Origin of the sequence: Hyphococcus lacteus (assembly GCF_041058985.1) — a bacterium.
GTDB lineage: Bacteria > Pseudomonadota > Alphaproteobacteria > Caulobacterales > Parvularculaceae > Hyphococcus > Hyphococcus lacteus.
The window spans coordinates 2245494-2262250 of the sequence record NZ_JBEHZE010000001.1 but is presented as its reverse complement, the minus strand read 5'-3'; the positions used below and the strand labels follow the sequence as shown (position 1 = coordinate 2262250).

13 protein-coding genes and 1 tRNA gene are annotated in these 16757 nt (G+C 50.9%); 6 read left to right on the top strand and 8 right to left on the bottom strand.

The window, feature by feature from the left end; all coding sequences use genetic code 11:
• The first annotated feature begins 16 nt into the window (after window positions 1-16).
• From drmA to drmC, 3 genes are read left to right on the top strand one after another with little or no spacing between them, the layout of a single operon-like run.
• Window positions 17-4033 (top strand): DISARM system helicase DrmA, encoded by a 4017-nt coding sequence (gene drmA, locus ABFZ84_RS10765; RefSeq protein WP_407067109.1) that lies wholly within the window; start codon window positions 17-19, stop codon window positions 4031-4033.
• A complete protein-coding gene (gene drmB, locus ABFZ84_RS10760) occupies window positions 4030-5892 on the top strand; it encodes a DrmB family protein (RefSeq protein WP_369314022.1) in 1863 nt (620 codons plus the stop codon). Before drmA ends, drmB begins: the two co-directional genes overlap by 4 nt.
• Complete coding sequence (gene drmC / locus ABFZ84_RS10755; RefSeq protein WP_369314021.1) at window positions 5885-6652, top strand: DISARM system phospholipase D-like protein DrmC; 768 nt, start codon at window positions 5885-5887, stop codon at window positions 6650-6652. The genes drmB and drmC overlap by 8 nt, the downstream gene beginning before the upstream one ends.
• On the opposite strand, the gene ABFZ84_RS10750 is transcribed toward drmC, so the two are convergent.
• Window positions 6649-8043 (bottom strand): DUF6538 domain-containing protein, encoded by a 1395-nt coding sequence (locus tag ABFZ84_RS10750; protein WP_369314020.1) that lies wholly within the window; start codon window positions 8041-8043, stop codon window positions 6649-6651. The genes drmC and ABFZ84_RS10750 overlap by 4 nt on opposite strands.
• A gap of 123 nt (window positions 8044-8166) precedes the next feature.
• A tRNA-Leu gene (locus tag ABFZ84_RS10745) sits at window positions 8167-8251 on the bottom strand.
• Window positions 8252-8454: 203 nt separating this feature from the next.
• Between ABFZ84_RS10745 and lipB the strand changes: the two genes are divergently transcribed.
• The 3 genes from lipB to ABFZ84_RS10730 all read left to right on the top strand — a co-directional run bounded on the left by lipB (window position 8455) and on the right by ABFZ84_RS10730 (window position 10802).
• Window positions 8455-9186 carry a lipoyl(octanoyl) transferase LipB gene (gene lipB / locus ABFZ84_RS10740; RefSeq protein WP_369314019.1) on the top strand — a complete coding sequence of 244 codons (732 nt, stop codon included), beginning with the start codon at window positions 8455-8457 and terminating at the stop codon, window positions 9184-9186.
• Window positions 9187-9288: 102 nt separating this feature from the next.
• A complete protein-coding gene (locus ABFZ84_RS10735) occupies window positions 9289-9930 on the top strand; it encodes a glutathione S-transferase family protein (protein ID WP_369314018.1) in 642 nt (213 codons plus the stop codon).
• Window positions 9931-10055: 125 nt separating this feature from the next.
• Entirely contained in the window at window positions 10056-10802 is a 747-nt protein-coding gene (locus ABFZ84_RS10730) for a hypothetical protein (protein ID WP_369314017.1), read from the top strand.
• Here the strand turns inward: ABFZ84_RS10730 and ABFZ84_RS10725 are convergent, their stop codons facing one another.
• From ABFZ84_RS10725 to ABFZ84_RS10700, 6 genes are read right to left on the bottom strand one after another with little or no spacing between them, the layout of a single operon-like run.
• Window positions 10803-11513: an ATP12 family chaperone protein gene (locus ABFZ84_RS10725; RefSeq protein WP_369314016.1), complete on the bottom strand. Its 711-nt coding sequence runs from the start codon at window positions 11511-11513 to the stop codon at window positions 10803-10805.
• Window positions 11510-12493 (bottom strand): RluA family pseudouridine synthase, encoded by a 984-nt coding sequence (locus ABFZ84_RS10720; protein ID WP_369314015.1) that lies wholly within the window; start codon window positions 12491-12493, stop codon window positions 11510-11512. Before ABFZ84_RS10720 ends, ABFZ84_RS10725 begins: the two co-directional genes overlap by 4 nt.
• Complete coding sequence (crcB, locus tag ABFZ84_RS10715) at window positions 12490-12873, bottom strand: fluoride efflux transporter CrcB (protein WP_369314014.1); 384 nt, start codon at window positions 12871-12873, stop codon at window positions 12490-12492. The genes ABFZ84_RS10720 and crcB overlap by 4 nt, the downstream gene beginning before the upstream one ends.
• Entirely contained in the window at window positions 12870-13667 is a 798-nt protein-coding gene (locus ABFZ84_RS10710) for a sterol desaturase family protein (RefSeq protein WP_369314013.1), read from the bottom strand. Before ABFZ84_RS10710 ends, crcB begins: the two co-directional genes overlap by 4 nt.
• 12 nt (window positions 13668-13679) lie before the next feature.
• On the bottom strand, window positions 13680-14984 hold the full coding sequence (locus tag ABFZ84_RS10705) for a replication-associated recombination protein A (RefSeq protein WP_369314012.1): 1305 nt from the start codon (window positions 14982-14984) through the stop codon (window positions 13680-13682).
• A gap of 29 nt (window positions 14985-15013) precedes the next feature.
• A complete protein-coding gene (locus tag ABFZ84_RS10700) occupies window positions 15014-16747 on the bottom strand; it encodes a SulP family inorganic anion transporter (protein WP_369314011.1) in 1734 nt (577 codons plus the stop codon).
• Between the last annotated feature and the right edge of the window lie 10 nt (window positions 16748-16757).

Here is a 16757-nt window from a genome sequence, read left to right as displayed (position 1 = left end):
AGATGAATCCAGCGCGATGTGCTGGATTGCGGCAGACCGCAATGACGGCAAGTATGAGTTCCGTTTCCCCAGCTGCGCGCTAGAGCTCAGCGGCGATCCGATGTTGTATTCCGCAATTCGAGAAGGTGATTGGTTTTTGATTGCCACGCCTAACGGAGTGATAACGCGGATCGGAAAAACCCTACGCGTCAGATCGTCCGAAACGCTTACGACCGTATATTTTGAAGAGCTATTGGCCTCAGACAAAGGTACAAAAGTCCATGACATTGGTTTTGCGTTACCGACGAGAGGACAGATTGCTCGCCTCCAATGGTCGGACTTTGTAAACGTCACGCCGGGACTTGTCGGCAAAACCGTTGATGGTTTTCCAAGATTGGCTAACCAACCCTACATTCGAGAGCTTTTACAGCTTGCGGTCAGTGATGATCTGCTTGGCCCAGCAAATGGCCCCCATGAGAAGATCGTCGATATGGGTGTGCGTGATCGCTACCTCGTCGGCAAGTTCGCTCCTACCGTGGCTGAACAAGGCGGTATTGAAGGTCTAGCAGGACCACTTGCCGAGGATAAGGCGAGCACGGAAGAAGAACCAACCGACCTTGAGATACACTCTGGTCGCCATGAGCCGGGTGCGGAGTTTGACGGCACTACTGGCCGCGTTACACCGGACGATAGCGATGGTGACGAAATTGACGCAGCAAGCAACCAATCCCTAGTCCCTTCCAGCTTTGGCATGACGTTTTGCGTCGATGGCGATGTGAAAGAGGTCGAAATTGAAGCGCGATGGGGACGGTATGAACGCGATTACGATACCGAAATATTCAAGATCCGGCGAAACCGTGAAACGGGCGAGAAAGAGCAAGGCCCGCGTGCGCGAATTTGGCAACGTATTCCTTGTGGAGGCAAGCTCACGCTACCCTTGCAGGAAGGCCCAATTTTCCATGTCGCCCCCGATGCAGACAATCCTGAAGTCCGAATTCAAGGAACAGTGCGAGCACTGAATGACAACGGGGATCGGCTGATAACAGTTTTCCTCGTGAATGCCCAAGAAGACCCACCACAGAACAAAGATACAGCGTGGATTTTCCAACCATCAATTATGGCGCGAAGCACCGATTCCGACAGAGTAGGAAACATCTTCCGGCGCAAAGCGCCTCCGGCATCCGGTGCCGTTGATCACGAACGCGATAGCCTAGAGATGATTTATCGGCATCATGTCGAATTTGCGGTTGGTCATGGTGTCGCCATTCACGCGGTAACATCTGAAGATAACCCAGAGCGGGCGATCGAGGTCCGCACTGTCATTATTCCCGAGTTTGAGGTTCCAGTGACTGAAACTCCGGGCCTCAACCCTGAAGATCGAGCAGCTATGCGCAAGCTGGTCAATGAGGGCTATCTCGACATGAAATCACTCGCTGAAATGGAGCGACCAGACCTTGTTAGCGCGCTGTCGATACTGGTGGACGACTACCAGTCTTGGATAGCCTATCAGGCATCGCGCATGGCAACAGATGCGGTTGGACATAATGTTTCATCTCAAGCCGCTGTGGATGCATGCCAGGAAATACATACTCGATTGCTGGAGGGAATTCAGGTTCTAGCCGACCCGACGCAAGATGACGCATTGAAGGCATTTCGGTTCGCAAATCTTGCAATGGCAAACCAACGTATTCGCAGTATTTACTCCTTGTCTCAACGGCGTGGTGAGAAGTTGACGCTGAGCGACATCGACATACGCAAGAACAGATCATGGAGACCCTTCCAGTTAGCCTTCCTACTTCTTTCTCTGCCGTCTTTAGCAAATCCCCTACATAAGGATCGCACGGTTCCGGTTGAAGCGTTCGCGGACTTGCTCTGGTTTCCAACAGGAGGCGGTAAAACTGAAGCCTACCTCGGAGTGGCAGCGTTCTCGATGGCTATTCGTCGGTTCCAGGGAAAGTTCGCAGGTTATGATGGCACACGCGGCTTGACGGTGATCATGCGTTATACGCTGCGATTGCTTACGCTTCAGCAATTTCAACGTGGAACAGCCCTTTTGTGCGCGATGGAATCGCTTAGAGCATCGGCGATTAAAAACGGCGATATGTCATTAGGCGAAAGCCCCTTCACGATCGGCCTATGGGTCGGGAATAAGGTTACACCGGGAAATACTGCCGATAGTCACCGCGCAATCGAAGATGTTCGCGACGAGAGCAAATACAATGCGGGTAGCGCGTCACCAGCCCAGCTTACGAGCTGCCCATGGTGCGGATCAGAAATCCAACCCGGTCGAGATATTGAAGTCGATAGACAAGCTAAACGGACCACAATTTACTGCGGGGATAAACGAGGAAGCTGCGAATTTTCACGAGGAAAATCGTCTAAGAATACACACCCTGGCTTGCCTGTTCTCGTGGTGGATGAAGAGATTTACCATCGCCCTCCTTCAATGCTCATCGCTACCGTGGATAAATTCGCAATGATGGCCTGGAGAGGCGAAGTGCGGACACTCTTTGGAAATGCTGACACTGAATGTGAAAGGCATGGGCTTATTTGGCCAGATGCTGACTGCTCGGGCAACCATACCGCAAGAAACGGTCTTGCTAAATCCACGGCAAAATCAATAACAAAGATTCGCCCCCCGGACCTGATTATCCAAGATGAGTTTCACCTCATAAGCGGACCACTCGGAACGATGGTTGGACTCTATGAATCGGCCATTGATGAACTGGCATCTTGGCAGCATGAATCAATAACGGTGAAGCCGAAGATTATTGCTTCCACAGCGACCGTTCGGAAAGCCAAAGAACAAGTCGCCAATGTCTTCATGCGCAACGTCTGCGTTTTTCCGCCGTCTGGTCTGGATATAGATGATAATTTTTTCTCTGTTCAGAGACCTATCAAGGGGAATCCGGGCCGTCGTTATTTGGGCATATGTTCACCGGGTAGCTCGCGCCCCGCTATGTTAATTCGTGTTTACACGGCTTTCCTGACCGGCGCACAGTTTCTGTTTGAGCGGTTTGGACAGGCCGCCGACCCTTATCTGACGACCGTTGGGTATTTCAATTCTCTGAGGGAATTGGGTGGTATGAAGCGCCTCTCAGAAGACGACGTCCAAACACGTTCGTATCGCGTTCAGATGAGTCTCGTTGACCGCCCCGGACTTGCACAGCGCAGTGTAAAGAACATTGCGGAACTCACGTCCCGAGTTTCAAGCAGTGACATCCCAAAAAATCTTGATCGTCTCGAGGTTAAGTTCAAGTCGAAATTCGATACCTCAAAGAGGCATTTCGCAACTGATTGGTCAGACGATGACCTTCGATCTGTGGACATCGTCTTAGCGACGAATATGCTATCAGTTGGCGTTGATGTGAATCGCCTCGGGCTTATGGTGGTAAATGGGCAACCCAAGGGCACAGCCGAGTATATTCAAGCAACCAGCCGCGTTGGCCGGTCATTTCCTGGCCTCGTTTGTACTGTGCTAACTTGGGCGCGCCCACGGGATCTTTCTCACTATGAGACTTTTGAGCATTATCACGCGACCTTCTATAAACACGTAGAGGCTCAGTCGGTTACACCGTTTTCTCCAAGAGCATTGGATCGCGGATTGACCGGCACGGCTATAAGTTTGCTAAGGCTCCGAGAGACAGAGTTTAATCCAAATACGGGCGCAGGCAGTCTAACAAATGCCAGTCAAACAAACGTAACAGACGTTGCGAAAGCTCTCCAAACCCGAGCCCTCACCGTAACCGAACTAGCCGCCTCGGAAAAACTCACTGAGGATATGCTGAAAGAGCGCATAGACCGCTGGGCATCGGAAGCCACCAAAGGGGGACGACAACTGGCCTATGAGAAAAAGGGGCCAAACAAAGATACCACTGTGGGACTGCTTGCGCGTCCAGGGGCTCAGTCATGGACAGAGTTCACGGTGCCAATGTCGATGCGGGAAGTTGAACCAGGCGTTAGATTGATGATGAACAGCGCGAAGAACACAGTCTCGCCGCCTGACTGGTCTGCACCTCCGATAGCTGAAGATGAAGACGGAGATAAAGAATGAGCAGTACAAAGTCTCCTGTTGGAGAGGTTAGGCCGAGCCAGCTTTTATGGACGTATGGGCCAGGTGCACTGGTAGATTTGCCGAACCTATCGGTAGTTACAATGGGCACCGATCGCTGGGAAAAAGACCGTTGCCAACCTATTGAGGAATCAAGGCTACTCGCAGCTGTTCGGACAGTATTAGGAGACCAAGTTGCAAGTTTAAGAATGCCGCCTTTTCAAACCTCTGAAATGGTCGATCCATTTTCAGCTGAAGCCCATATTGGTGTGCCGGTAGAACCGTTTCCAAGATGGTTGCGCTGCGTCAAATGCGGACTGCTATCAGAGTATGATCTAGGCTTATTTGACTTGAAAGAACATAAGTATCGTCCAGAACGCTCCCGCTTCGTGCATAAAGGTTGCAAGGGATCTAAGGGAGACCAACCCGCGAAGGATGCGGACGCAGTTCCTGCTCGTTTCCTTTTGGCTTGCCGAGAAGGTCATTTAGATGATTTTCCATGGCACTACTTTGTGCATAGTGGCCCTTCCTCCTGCAAAGGGTCACTTAGATTTTTCGAGAGCGGTGCGTCGCTTCAAACTGAAAACCTCTGGGTAAAATGTGACCAATGCTCTGTATCAAGAAGCCTAGCCCATGCGTTTGGAAGAGCAGGTCAAGATAACTTACCAGGGTGTCGTGGCCGACACCCACATTTGTCGCGTTTTGATGAAGGCTGCACGGAACAACCCCGCGCCGTCCTACTAGGTGCCACAAACAGTTGGTTTCCGGTGACGATTTCGGCATTGGCTATTCCGATGTTCAAAGAACCGATCAAGCAACTCGTGCAAGACGGTTGGACATATTTTGAAGACGCAGAGTCCGAAGCCGAGGTCAAAGTCATTGTCCGCACACTTGCAAAGAATGCGAGCCTGCCCGGCATTGACAAACATGAGCCGCATGCAGTTTGGGCGGCCATTCAAGCGATTAAGAGCAATGAGATAACCCAAGAAGTTAGCGAGAACGACATAAAGAGACCTGAATGGGACGTTCTCACTGATGCAAACCCTCCGAGCGATTGGCCTCACTTTATGAGCCGAACCGTTCAATCCCCAAACGGGTTCCACAACTCAATTCAAACAGTCCTGCTCTTAGAACGCCTGCGAGAAGTAAATGCTCTTCTGGGGTTCACCCGCGTTGAAGCTCCCGAGGAAAACGTAAGCTCAGATGAGAGGTCGGATATGGCAGACCTCACAACAAACGCTGCTGAATGGGTTCCTGCCAACCAAGTTCACGGCGAAGGCATCTTTCTTCGTTTTAGTGAAGATAGAGTAGCTAACTGGGAAGGACAATCAGCCGTACAAGGTCGCGAAGCGGACCTGCTAGCTGGCCACAGAGGATGGCGAAATGCACGAGGGTTAGACCCTGACCTAGGCTTTCCAGGTATTCGATATGCGATGCTGCATACTCTTTCACATTTGCTAATCCGAGAGCTGGCGCTTGAGTGCGGATACAATGCTGCAAGTATCCGAGAACGGATTTATGCCGACACGTCAGGGGATAATCCGCAAGCTGGCATCTTGATTTACACGGCGGCGGCTGATTCAGATGGCACTCTGGGTGGGCTAGTAGATCTCGGAAAACCGGAAAATCTGGAACGGCTACTCTCGCAAGCTATTGGCCGCGCAGAGATTTGCTCTTCTGATCCACTTTGTTCGGAACACCGAGCAGAGAAAGACCGCTCATTGCACGCCGCTGCTTGCCATGCTTGCTCTTTCGTCGCTGAAACATCTTGCGAGAAAGGAAATCGTTATATTGATCGAGCCCTAATCGTTCCGACTTTTGACGCTCCTGAAGCAAGTTTCTTTGGGTTTGAAAATGACTGAAGAATTAGAGGTCGCGATTTTGGAATTTGCTATGAATTCCACACGTGATCATGCTGATCATGTCGCAAATAAAATCGCTTCTTCTGAGCCTAGTTCACTATCAAGTGTAGCAGCGACAGCCAGAACCCCCATGGGAAGAGAGCGGCTGGAAGCACTGCTCAGAACCGTCAAGTTGGCCGAGGCGCCATTGCCCGAGGTAGCCGGCATTCTTAAAGGGGCTGCCCTCGCCAAAACTCGCTTGGTGGAAACAAGCCAAATTGATCTAATATGGACGGGACCATCGACAAACTTAGTTCCAACGAGGCGAACCGAACCTGCTCTCGTTCAAGTCATCGATGCCGCTGAGGCAAAACTCTTCCTCACAAGTTTCGTTGCTTATTCATTTCCAACCGTTTTGGAGGCTCTGTCGAACGCGCTTTCAAGAAATGTGGAAGTTTCAATGCTTCTGGAATCGAGTGCGGCTTTTGGTGGTGGCGTGTCGTTTGACGTGATTGGTAAAATGAAGACGGCCCTTCCCAACGCGCTCGTCTATTCATGGGATCGAAAGAGCGACGCTCATATTGGCGGAAAGGTACACGCGAAAGTTGCTGTCGCAGATGGAAAGCAATGCTTCATATCAAGCGCAAATCTGACCACACACGCCATGGAGCTCAATATGGAAGCAGGAGTCGTGATTTCTGGCGGCACAATTCCTGCCAAACTCCACCAACACCTGAATGCACTCGTGACGACACGGGTAATTAGCTTGGTTGAATGCTAAGCGATTTTTTGAACAGGTAACGTCAGTATATCGATGGGAAGGCGTTCGATAAACTCATCAGAAATAGGATGCACTATTTTCATCAATTCATCGCGCCGATAGGCCATTGAGCCACCATCCCCGTAGCTTGGCCGGGAGTTTTTGTGCCCCATGAGCAAACAACGCAATCCGTAATCCAATCCCGCTTCCAGCATTCGTTTCTCGAACGAATGTCGGAGGGAATAGAGGCGGTGGTCAGGTGTCGCCTGTAATCCTCGAACCCGCAATCCATCCATGATCGCTTTTGACAAGACGTTCCCCTTGTCGCGGTAGCGCGGAAAGCCATTCGGTGCTCGCCGCATCGCCTCCAAAGAACATCCGACCAGCGGAATATCTCTCGAAGAGGCCTTTGCTTTCAATTGCCGGTCTGAACGTGGCCTTATGCGAATGAACGGCACATCGGCATCCAGAACAATATTTTCAGGTAATAGGTTTGACAATTCGCTTGGCCTGCACCCTGTCTCAATCATGGCGTAAACCAATAGCGTCGCGTCGGCGTTCAGTCCGTTGAAGATTCCCGGCTTCAAAAACTTCGTGCGAACAAATTCATTGGTAAAGTGCGGCACGTCTTTTGGCGGCTGTTTCGCAAAGCTCAAATTGCGGAATGGGTTTTCCCGTCCTTCGTCGCCTTCGTATTCCCAAAACTGCCGATAGAGTTTGCGGATGTTCCCGATGTCGCGATTTGCACTGTTTGCTGTGAGTGGCTTTGACCCGTCCTTTGGGGCGAGACGCCCAGCCCACCAATTGTAGTATTTCCGGGCATGATCCCGTGTGATTTCGTGCATGGGCATATCGCCGTTTAATTTCACGAAGTTGTTGAGCGCCCGCATCTTCACCTTCCGCCAAGACTTCTTCTGCTCATCGGATTTTCCAAGCAGTTCGCTGACCGCAATTTCGGTGCAATAGAGGTTCATTGCCTCGCTGATCTTGAGCGATGGACGCTCTACCAGGCCAAGAACCGCCTCGGCTTCCTTCTTATCAGGAACAGGGTCGGTCGGGATGGCTTTTAACCGCTCAATTATCTCTTCAAGCGTTGCCACATCGGCGAGGTCTTGAACGGGCGTATAGACAAAGCCCTTGGCCATAGCGCGCCGCTGTGCGGCCTTATAGGACCGCATAGCTATATCCGTCGGCAAAGCGCCGCTGGCCATTACACTGAGCCAATATTGGTTATCTGCTTCGACAAGCGCATCACGCCGCGCTCTGGCAAGTTCTAAGCTCTCTGTCTTGAGAGATTTATAGACCGTGCCGCGTTCATCGAAGAACTCGTACTCTTTGGGCACGCGCCGCACATAATACCAACGCGTTCCGCGCCTCTTGAGATGCTGATTTAAGTCCCTCATCACGCCCATAGTGTAGGCCCCTTTGTAGGTCAGTTTGTAGGCCAAAAACCGTGAGAAATTGCAGGAACCTGCAGGTGAATACAGGAAATATAAGCAATTTCAGGGAGTTAGCCCTTTGACATCAAAGAAAAATGGTGCGGTCGAGAAGACTCGAACTTCCACGGGTTGCCCCACAGCGACCTCAACGCTGCGCGTCTACCAATTCCGCCACGACCGCACGCCCTAGCGAGGAGCGGCGGAGATAGCAAAAGCCTAAGGCTGTGTGAAGCCCAAAATGACAGGAATTCGAACGGATCTACCCGAGAACGTCAAATCCCCGAGATTAAGAGCCTATTTACAGCCAATAATGGGCACTTCTTATTGTTCAAACCGGTAAAGGACATTATTTCAGCCCTTTGCAATACCGGGAACCCAAAACCAGTGGCAAGATTACCGACAGATCTGGGGAATACGCTTACGCAATTACGGGCAGATTCACCCGTGGAATGGGCTATATCGCCTGAGCGCGTATCCTATGATCATGCGGTCGCGGTGATGGAAGCTCGCGCGGCGGCAATCCGCGCTGGTGAGGCGAATGAGTTGGTGTGGCTGCTCGAGCATCCGCCACTTTATACGGGTGGCACCGGGGCCAAACCCGAAGACCTTTTGAATGCAGATAAGTTCCCGGTTTTTAAGACCTCTCGTGGGGGCCAATACACATATCATGGTCCGGGTCAGCGCGTTGCCTATGTTATGCTCGACCTTGATCGACGCGGGAAAGACATTCGTTCGTTTGTATTTGGCCTAGAGCAATGGTTGATCGATGCTCTTGATCATTTCAACGTCAAAGGTGAACGCAGGGACGATCGCGTCGGCGTTTGGGTCGATCGCACAACGCCAGGTGGCCCGCCTCAAGAAGACAAAATTGCCGCGATCGGTGTTCGCATCCGCAAATGGGTTAGCTTTCACGGGATCGCAATCAATGTCGAGCCGGATCTCTCACACTTTGGCGGCATAACGCCTTGCGGTGTCAGCACACCCGGGTTTGGCGTCACGAGCCTCGTTGATTTAGGGTTGCCCGTGACCATGGATGAAACCGACGAGGCATTGAAACAGTCGTTTCAGGCATTGTTCGGCCCTCTCCTCGACGCCGCGCCACCCCAAAATACGTAATCGCTCCGTATCGGGATACTTTTTATCTCTCAGTTAGAAATGGTCGGCGCACGGTTGAACCTCACAACCATACTGACCTAATGTGAATTTAGGAGAGATCGTATGAATGAATTTGTTGTAAAAACCTATGATTGGGTGCCGGAAACGCCTCGTGGATATGTTCGCGACTTACGCGTCTGCTGGGCACTTGAAGAAGCCGGGCTTTCTTATCGCGTCGAGAGTGTACCGTTTCAGGATCGGGGGAAAGAGCATTTTGAGCATCATCCATTTGGCCAGGTGCCATGGCTTGAGGACGGTGATTTTTCGATATTCGAAAGTGGTGCGATTGTATTTTACATTGCAGAACGCAGCCAAAAATTGATGCCTAAAGATCCACAAGGACGCGCCAAAGTCACCCAGTGGATTTTTGCAGCTCTAAATTCTGTCGAGATGGCGGCTCTACCGTACTCCATATACAAATTCGTGAATGACCAAGAAGAAACGCCAGGACGGCAAGCGCTCGATGCTTTTCTAACGTCACGTCTCGAAAACATGGATCGCTATTTAGAAAATCGCGAATGGTTGGTTGGTGATTTTACGGCTGCAGACATTCTGATGGCAGATGTCTTACGATTGGTACACCGATTTGATGGTCTTGCCGATTATCCTTTGTGCCGCGCCTATGTTGACCGTGCGACTGCCCGCCCCGCTTTTATCGCCGTACACACCAATCAATTAGCGCATTTCGCGGCGGCCGATCACTAAACTATCTCCACATCAGAACGCATTAAGCTGATTTAATGTTGCTAAGCCCCTCAAATGACCTTTGATTTTAAAGACTTCTCACCACGTGTTATGGTATCGTTGAGACGGTAAGAGGAAGCAGTAATATGGCAGTAAAGCTTTGGAATCGCATACTTTTGAGCGTAGCGGGGTTAGTGCTAGCAACATCTGCATCGGCAAAAGATCCAGTGGCTGAGACCAAAGAACAGTCCAGCCTATCCGATAGCGATAAAACAACTGCAGAACAAAATCCGGATGAAATAGCGGACTCCCTAAACAGCAGCCAACAGTTACAACAGACAATAACCTTGAAACGCAGCTTGAACGGCGAGGTCATTGAGACCGACAAACGAACCGTTACTTACAGCCGCGATGAACCCTATCACGAAACCGAGGCTGGCCGCTCAACCGTTGAACGTCTCCGGACATCGTTTGACGGCGAAGCGCTAACGCGCACAGAAGCCTTTGAAGAGGCCAAACTCGATTTTGCTATCGCCGATATTGATCGGAATGGCGAATTATCGGCGCAAGAATTTGCGGATCTCGTGGATAGTTGGCGTAATAATGAAATTCGCCAATCGGGAGCACCGAACGACGAAATAGCCCGCCAACGCCAATATGATGCGTTTTTAGAAGAAATTGATCCGGATGCTGCACGAATTCAAACCGAAGCTTACGCGTTGTCAAAATTCTCATTCATGGCCGGTGCGGCTGAGACCTTAAGCCTGCAAGATTATATCCGTGAATACCTACTCGATTTTGATTCAATGGACGAAAACAACGACACGATTTTAACCGATGATGAGTTGATGCGCTTTCGCGCCATTAATCGCGGTGAAACTCTGGATATGTAATCAGAGCAACGAGAGAAATTTCGCGGTCGTCAAAAAATCTTTTTTCAGATGCTCTTCGCGCGCCTTGGCCTCATCATCAATGCCCCAACGCGTTTCTTGGAAATGCTCATCCACACGTGACGCATCAAAAATTTCCGTGGGTGCAACAAAGCCTCTCCATAAAGCGAGTGCGAGCACTGCTGATCCAGAAATAGCGGTCGCAATCTGTAGTGCAAATAACCGCTCAGATGTCTCAGCCTCTAATGCGCGACGTATCGATTGGATCGATGCATCGGGTTGACCGATAGCGACGATCCCCGTGGTGGTAACCAGCATCGCGCCAAATTCATTCCGTATAAAATCTATATAGGGGTCCCAGCATTCACTCTGAGCAGTATTCAATGCCTCGGGCACATCGGCACGATAACAAACCAAGTCCGACCCAAGGTAACTAACGATTTCATCTATCCATTCATGGCGCCCATCTTCATCGCCATCAATCGCCGCAGACAAAATGCCCGTAAGGCGCATCGTCTTGCGATCAATATGGCTTTCTTGCGTGTTCCATTCCTCAGCGACTTCATCTGCCAGCCCTTTTGTCGGGGCTGAGAGTATATTACCGCCGGCGGTTTTTGCACTTCGTCCGTCGAGCAAGATAGCAAACCGATCGTCAGCCGGTTCAACCGAAACCGCTTCATAAAATCGCTTGGGCAAAACAGGTTCTGACTTCACCGGATATCCTCTGGCCATTCGCATTTTGCATTGGCATCAAACGTAAAGAACTTCCACGTTTCTAACATATGCCCAGAAAGCGATGCGGTTAACGTCATCTTTCGGCGGTTTTTAGGATGCGGAAATGTCATTGTCCGACAAAAAAGGTGGAGGTTTGTCGAAACCCCTTCAAGACTTGCACGCGTGCCGCCATATTTTCCATCACCGATAATCGGTGAACCGATGGCCGCTGCGTGTACCCTTAGTTGATGGGTTCGCCCCGTAACCGGCCGCATCGCCAAAAAAGCAACATTGTAGCCCGCCTCATCAATCGTTTGATAATCGGTAATCGCTTTCTTTGCGCCCTCGCCATCTGCGGGAACAACCCGTTCTTCCTCGCCTTCGCCAATGCGGATCATTCGTTTTGCAATCGGCATATCAATCGTGCCTTGGCGCGGACGCGGGGCACCCGCAGCAAGCGCCCAATAGGTCTTTTCGATATCGTGCGCTTTGAATGCATCACCGAGGCGCTGGGCCGCTTGCCTGGTTTTAGCCAACAACATCAATCCGCCGGTGTCTTTGTCGAGACGGTGAACAAGGCGTGGCCGTTCACCATCCTTTTCAAGGGATGCAAGCATTCCGTCGAGATGTCGCTTCGTGTTGGTACCGCCTTGTACCGCCAAACCAAAAGGTTTGTTGATCGCCAGCATCGCATCATCTTCAAAAATGATCATGTCGCGGACTGCGCTTGCATCTTCTGGCCTAAACTGACTTGGCTTTGATGGACGCGGTTCGTTTTGTAGTGGCGGTACGCGAATTTCTTCGCCGATCTCTAAACGTCGGTTTGCTTTGACCCGGCCACCCGCCACGCGAATTTGCCCTTTACGGAGGCACTTTTCCAGATCACCGTGGCGCAGTTCCGGAAAATGCGTCTTGAACCAACGGTCGAGGCGCATGCCAACTTCGTCTTCCTTGACCGTCTTTATCTGTACACCACTCATGTAAGCTGTCTTCCTAACGCCAGTCCGGCAAGCAAACCCAATATGGAAAGCAACACCGAAGCGGTTAAATATATCCCCGCGATCATCAATGTGCGATCACGATAGAGCGTCACGACATCAAGTGAGAACGTTGAGAATGTTGTAAAGGCACCTAAAAGTCCGACTGTCAAAAACGCCCGAACAGCAGGACTCTGCGGTTCGCGGCTGCTAAGCCAAACAATAACAAGGCCCATGGCAAAAGAGCCAATAACATTAACGCTCAGCGTCCCCCAGGGGAAATTCGGCCCCAATAGGTGCAGCGATAGACGCGACACGCCATGACGTAGCATGGCACCGATTGCACCACCCGCGGCAACCGCCAGCCAGATATATCCGTTCATCGCTCTTTCCTCTGAAACGGCATGAGGATTAGCCTGAAAAACGGTTTGTCTTCAATGGATTCAAGACCAATTTTCATGTTCCGGTCCCGCATTGTGTCACTTTTTGAAGTAAACAGCCGGTCCCACAGGCTAAACACAGCCGCGAAATTAGAGTTGGTATCTGGCACGGTAGCATGATGATGCACCCAATGGATCGATGGCGTGACGATAAGTAACGCAAGCCCCCGCTCTAATTTCGGCGGCATTCTAAGATTTGAATGATGAAACAACGCTGTTGAGACCAATAGTGTTTCGTAAAAAATCACGGTCGCCAAAGACGGTGCTAAAATCACAATCATGATCAGCCGTAAAAATGCCGACAGAATGACCTCTCCCACATGAAACCGAAACGCGCTAGTGGAATCGAGGAACTCATCAAGATGATGCACACTATGTAACCGCCAAAACAGCGGGACACGATGATAAAGCCGGTGGACCCAATAAGTCCAAAGATCAAGCAGAACAATATCAATAGTAATAACAACGACTGCTAATGCGCCGGTCATCATCCAATCTGGCCGCGTCCACAAAAGATGATTGGCCCCGAAAGCAGTAATCGGTGTGATGATCAATGGCGATAGCAGCAAGATAACAAACATCAGCCCAAAATTCCGGACCAACCGTTCTCTTCCTATGGGGGGGCTTGCGGCAGCGGCAACGCGCTCAGCGATAAACAACAACACAAAGATCACAGCGATTATCAACACCTTTGTATTGCCTATCGTCGTGATAACCCCACTAACATCGACAGTCATTGCCGTAGCCGCTCAATCTTTATCACGACGTTTGCGCTCCCAATATTCCAGCCGCTTTGCAATTTCTTTGTCGAAACCGAATTGCGTCGGTTCATAGAATTTCTCTCGTGACATATCGGGCGGAAAATAATTCAGCCCTGCGAAACCATCTTCCGTGTTGTGATCGTAAACATAGCCCTCGGAATAGCCGAGCGACTTCATGAGCTTTGTGGGCGCATTCATGGCGTGCGGCGGAGGCGCTAAAGAGCCAGTTTCTCGCGCAACGGCTTTCGCTTGTTTAAATGCTATATGGGATCTGTTCGATTTTGGCGCGCTGCCCAAATACGCCACCAACTGTCCTATTGCGATCTCGCCCTCGGGCTGGCCTAAAAATTCAAACGAGTCTTTTGCGGCAATCGCTAATGGCAGCGCTTGCGGATCAGCATTGCCTATATCCTCCGACGCGATCACCACCAAACGCCGCAGGATAAAGCGCGGATCTTCACCGCCCACCAGCATTCTCGCAGCCCAATAAAGCGCCGCATCCACATCGGACCCGCGAATAGATTTTTGAAGTGCACTTGCGAGATTGTAATGGGACTCCTGCCCTTTGTCATAGATCGGTGCCCGCCGTTGAATAATCGACGCCAGTTCTTTGGGTTCAATCGGCGTGCGCCCGACAGGTTCGGCAAATACCTCTTCGGCAAGATTCAACGAAAACCGGCCATCACCATCAGCCATATTGCGCAAAACCTCACGCGCTTCATCCGTAAGCGGTAAATCTCGCCCTTCTTCGGCTTCGGCTCGTTTCAGTAATTTCTCTATCGCGTCATCATCAAGCCGCTTGAGCGTATAAACTTGAGCGCGTGATAACAACGCCGCGTTTAATTCAAACGATGGGTTTTCAGTTGTCGCACCAACTAGAGTGATCACCCCAGCTTCAACATGCGGGAGAAAACCATCTTGCTGCGCCTTATTAAAACGATGGATCTCATCCACAAAAAGCAAGGTCCCCTTACCTGCGGCACGGCGGGCCTTGGCACGTTCAAAAACCTTACGTAAATCGGCGACGCCAGAAAAAATCGCAGAAATCTGTTCAAACTCTAGCTTGGCATCAACTGCCAATAGCCGTGCAATGGTGGTTTTTCCAACACCCGGCGGGCCCCACAAAATCAATGAGGAAAGCCGACCACCATCGAGCATCCGCCGGAGGGGGGCACCCACTCCGAGCAAATGATCCTGCCCAACGACGTCACTCAACTTAGCCGGACGCAGCCGGTCCGCGAGCGGACGCGGTGCCTCTTTCTCAAGACCTGCACTGGCGAAAAGATCAGACATATAGATTCATAACCGCTTTTGGGCCGCCGCTAAAGAGCTGCGCTGGAAGTGTCTATTTTCTGGTGCGCAGCAACGACCGCGGCATTGATGTCCTTTTCATAGCATATAAGTGGAGGTTCAATTCCGTTCGCGATCAGATCATGTTCAACTTCTTGCGACGCTGCGCAGATATAGAACGCAACATTATTCCGCGCGGCCTTGCGCCCGAGGCTTTCAAGGGTCTTTGCACCTGTTGAATCAACCAATGGCACCTGAGCGAAATCAATAATCAGCGCTCGTTTTTTCTCTACTATATTGTCAAAGGCAGCTCCCAATGAAGCCGCAGCGCCAAAGAAAAATGCCCCGGAAATACGATAGACCGCTATGTCTGGTTCATGCGCGGTAACCGCATCAAAAGGTTCTTGATCTCGGTCGTCACTATCCGCACGATCTTCGATCACCAGCGGAACGTGGGCAGCAATTCGGGTCGCGCTAGACATACGATGGATGAACATCACTGACCCCAAAGCAAAACCGATGACTATGGCTTCGGTCAGATCGCGGAAAATGGTCAGCCCCAATGTCGTTAACAATACAACAGCATCGCCGCGTGATGCTTTCAACAATGACAAAAAAGCTTCCTTCTCGATCATGTTCCACGCGACCATGACTAGAACACCGGCAAGGCTGGCAAGCGGAATAAAAGAAGCGAGCGGCGCTGCAACAACAATGAACACCAATATGAAAAGCGCATGCATTATCCCGGCGATAGGGCTACGCGCACCGGCCCTAACATTCGTCGCTGTTCTTGCGATTGTGCCCGTCACACAGATGCCGCCAAAGATCGGTGCAACAAAGTTTGCGACACCTTGCGCCACCAATTCACAATTTGATCGATGCCGTCGCCCGGTCATTCCATCCGCCACAACCGCTGACAACAGTGATTCAATTGCACCCAATAATGCAAGTGTAAATGCGCTGGGTAAAATCTCTATGATTTTCGAGGCAGTCAGACTTGGAAACGACGGCACGGGTAGCGTCGAAGGAATTCCACCAAATTTGGACCCAATGGTTTCAATAGGTAGAGAAAGGAACGCCGCAGCACATGCCCCTCCTACCACTGCGATCAACATTCCTGGCCATGACGGCTTGAAGCGTTGAAGACCAGCGATCATACCTATTGTTGCCACAGAAACAAAAATTGCTGGAAAATTTGCGCTTTCGCGCACGGCCCAAAGCACAGGTATTTTTTCCATAAACTCTAGTGGCTCGGGGCCGATTAACGATAAGCCGAAAAGATCTTTGATTTGACTAGTCAAAATCAACGCCGCGATCCCCACGGTAAAGCCGACCGTCACTGGAAACGGAATAAACTTGATATAGGTCCCTAGCCGGAAGAAGCCGACTGTCATCAACATTAGACCGGCCATCATTGTCGCCAGAAAGAGACCATCCATCCCATGTTGATGGACTATCGAGGCGACCAAAACGATGAATGCACCAGCAGGACCGCCGATTTGAAATCGGCTTCCACCCAATAGCGAGACTATAAACCCGCCGATGACCGCGGTATAAAGCCCCTGGGCCGGTGACGCGCCTGACGCTATGGCAATCGCCATTGATAAGGGTAAGGCAACGATCGCGACCGTTAGACCAGCAACCAAATCCGCGCGCAACGCCTTGCCGTCGTACCCCTCCCGAAGAACGGTAACGAATTTGGGTGTAAACAGATCTTTAAAACTTGCCCTGACCTGTTTGTCGGTATCCTGCACAATTGTGGTCATATTCGCTTAT